Below are 2,877 nucleotides of genomic sequence, written 5' to 3'. Positions count from 1 at the left end.
GCAACTCCACCACGTCTCCCCTTAAAGCCAAAAGGGGCCTCATCCTCGGAGGTCGCTTTCACCTCCTCGGGAACAAGCCGGTTTTTTTCAATCTTCGTCCGTTCAATGCGTTATCTCCACGCCTCCCCGGCCGGTAGGGCTGTCCGGACAAGGCCTCCGGGCAAGGTGTGCGTTTAACGCCTTCACTTCCTCCACTCCATGCCCCCCGATTCTTTTTTGCCGTTGTGAGGCCGGCGACCTTCCCCGTGGCCTCGGAACGGCATGACCTCCGCGACAGGCAGGGGGTCCGTCGCTCCATCCTCGCGGGCAGTGCCGCTCGGAGGCTTTACATCCGCGGTTCTCCGGTTAATATAGAATTTGGCGAAAAACGGGCACGCACCTCGAGGATAGGATATAATATAAATCGGACCGACGCGGGGTGGAGCAGTCAGGTAGCTCGTCGGGCTCATAACCCGAAGGTCGGTGGTTCGAATCCACCCCCCGCTACCAGCATATGGCCCGGCCGGAACATCGATGAGCGGCCGGGTTTTCTTTTCCGCCCACCCCCTTTCCCCTGCCTCATGGAGCCTATGCTCATGAGGCGCCAAGCCTCGTTACGCCTGACCCCTTCCCCGTATACCATGCGCTACGACAACTATTTCCGTCCCTCCTTTTCTTATCCCGTGGGACCGAACCTCTCCCTGTCGGCGGCTTCCATCCGCCGCGAGGTTGGCAGGGGCTCAGAGCATACCGGATCCCCCAGGGCGAATCGCCGCATTACGCGAGCCCCCTTCTGCGCCCGCCCTTTCCCCTCTCCAGCGGGAGGAAACCCCACCACCGGCATTGATCCACCGCCGGGTGAGTGGTGGTCAAGACATGGCCTATTCCCCAGATGCACCGCCGCTTTTCGCAAGACCTCGCTTTCTGCGCCCCCCTTTTCCTCTCCCGCCTACCGAACCCCCACCCCCACTGGAGGCCCAGGCTCTCCCGTTCCGCGGAGGCGACGAGGGAAGGGGCGACCGATGCCGTGAGCCGGATAAGCCCGGGACTTTGCCGGCCGCAGGTGGCCGTGCCCCCATTCGAGGGGATGTGGATTGTGGGGATGGTGAGGTGTTCGCGCCCTGGCGCCTCAGTACTTGGTGGCCAGGTACCAGTCCCAGGGAAGTCGGCGCAGAACACTCTCTCCCAGCCTGCGTTTCCAGGAATGAGGGATCATGCGGCTGGACAAGAAGGCGTCCAGGGCTCGTTCCAGCCTGGACGAGAGAGAGGAGGGCAGGGAATAGACCTGGTTGTAGAGGTAGGCCAGGGGGGTCATGAACTCGCTCACCAGCTCCAGCTGTTCGTCGGTGAGGCTCCTGAGGCGGAGGGCGGATCGGCGCGTGAAGATGGTGTCCGTCTCCTCCTCCACGTAGTAGCCTTCCTCGATGCAGGACCGATAGAGCTCCGTTCCCGGGAAGGGATGGAACACGGTTATCTGGGTGATACCCGGCTCGGCGCGGGCGTTGAGCTTTATGGTATCCAGGACCATGGAGAAGTCCTCGTGGGGAAAGCCCATCATGTTCAGAGAGACGGTCCCGATGCCGTATTTGCGGCAGAGGCGGAAAGCACGGAGTATCTGTTCGTCGGTCATCCTCCGGCCCAGCACGTGCCTCCTGAGCCAGGGGTTGCCGCTCTCGATGCCCATGCAAACGGTCTTGCACCCGGCCTCCTTGAGCTTGGCCACCTTCTCCTCGTCCAGGAGGTCGGCCCGGCAGTTGCAGATGAAGGGCAGCTTCACGCGCCGCGGGTACTGGCGCACGAACTCCTCAAACCACTTGGGCCGCAGGGTGAGGATGTCGTCGTCGAAGCGCACGTGGTCCACCCCGTCCGCCTTCTCCGCCAGCTCCTCCACCTCGGTGAGCACGTTGTCCACGCTGCGAAAACGGACGTAGCGTTCCCCGTTGGGGTATGCCTTCCGCTGGGCGTGGTTGGAGCAGTAACGGCAGCGGTAGGGGCATCCCCGGGAGGCCATGACGGTTATCCGTTCCCGCTGGTCCGGGGCCATCCTGGACATGTCAAAGATGGAGCGGTCCGGAAAGGGCAGGGTGTCCAGGTCCTCCACCAGTGGGCGCACCGGGTTGGAGAACCCCCGGCCCCGCCAGCGCCCCCAGAGGCTCCCGATCTCCTCCACCCGGCCTCGGCCCTCCAGGGCTTCCGCCAGCTCCACCAGCACCCATTCCCCTTCACCGATGCAGACGAAATCGATATGGGGGCACTGAAGGGTCCCCGCCGGGTCCAGGGTGGGGTGCACCCCTCCCACCACCACCGGAAGGCCGCTCTCCTCCTTGGCCCAGCGGGCCATCTCCTTCACCTTGGGGAACATGAGGCTGGTGGCGGAGAAGGCCACCAGGCCGGCGTCCTGGCCGCACAACCACTCCAGGAACTCCTCCCGGGAAAGCGGCTCGACCACATGGAGGAAGGCCACGTCGTGCCCGGCTCGCTTGAGACAGGCGGAGAGGTAGCCGCTCCCCAGGTAGACCCTCCCCTGCGGTTCGCCGCGTATGCACCCGGACTGGTAGTAATCGGGATAGACGAGGGCTATGCGCATTCTCTCCCTCCCTCAGGCCCTCCGGCGGAGGCCCTTTGGCCCTCGGGCACCGAAGGGGGCCATACCTGACGGCCTGCCGCCGCGCGGGCGTATGATAGTCCATCATACCCCAAGAGTCCCGACCCACAAAGCGAGTGACGGGGAGGGTTGTGCTCACTCCCCTGCGTTTAGTGGGGAGGAGGGCGTGTTCGATGGCCGCCGTGTCATTGGCTGGAGCGAAGGGGCTCTCTTCCTCTCCGCGAGAGGTTCCGCGGCGGGCGGAGTAGCCTTCACGCCGGCGGTGGATGGAGGAGCGCGGCCCGGGTCACGGG

General features: G+C 64.4%; 1 protein-coding gene and 1 tRNA gene. One reads left to right on the top strand and one right to left on the bottom strand.

Annotation, left to right across the window (positions count from 1 at the left end):
• The first annotated feature begins 412 nt into the window (after positions 1–412).
• A tRNA-Met gene (locus tag H7007_RS09160) sits at positions 413–489 on the top strand.
• Positions 490–1,108: 619 nt separating this feature from the next.
• Here H7007_RS09160 and H7007_RS09155 read toward each other — a convergent pair.
• On the bottom strand, positions 1,109–2,566 hold the full coding sequence (locus H7007_RS09155; RefSeq protein ID WP_287154925.1) for a B12-binding domain-containing radical SAM protein: 1,458 nt from the start codon (positions 2,564–2,566) through the stop codon (positions 1,109–1,111).
• Positions 2,567–2,877 lie beyond the last annotated feature (311 nt).

The sequence above is a fragment of the Candidatus Solincola tengchongensis genome (assembly GCF_015711935.1).
In the GTDB taxonomy this organism is placed as follows: Bacteria; Actinomycetota; Geothermincolia; order Geothermincolales; family RBG-13-55-18; genus Solincola_A; species Solincola_A tengchongensis.
The sequence above is the reverse complement of the archived record's forward strand: the minus strand, read 5'-3'. Positions and strand labels throughout refer to the sequence as shown.